Here is a 242-nt window from a genome sequence, read left to right as displayed (position 1 = left end):
AGATCGCAGCCCAGATACAGGGCATCGCCGGCAAGCTTGCCGAGGGGCTGGTGGTCACGCCGGCCGAAGGCGGCCTGCTGGTTACCATTTCCGACCAGAATGTGGACCCGATGTTCAACGTGGGCTCTGCGGTTCCGCGCCGGGAAATGGTCCTGGCAATGGAGAAGATCGGTCAGATCCTGGACGGACGCAAGGGCAACATCCTGGTGCGCGGGCATACCGACGGTCGACAGTTCCAGGGG

The 242-nt window shown here is 63.6% G+C and carries 1 protein-coding gene; it reads left to right on the top strand.

The features are described from left to right. On the top strand, window positions 1–242 hold a 242-nt coding region (locus tag SB658_RS26925), incomplete at both ends, for a hypothetical protein (RefSeq protein ID WP_410603568.1).

The sequence above is a fragment of the Bacillus sp. SIMBA_008 genome (assembly GCF_046535495.1).
In the GTDB taxonomy this organism is placed as follows: Bacteria; Bacillota; Bacilli; order Bacillales; family Bacillaceae; genus Bacillus; species Bacillus subtilis.
Note: the sequence above shows the minus strand (reverse complement) of the source record. Positions and strands in the feature narration are given on the sequence as shown.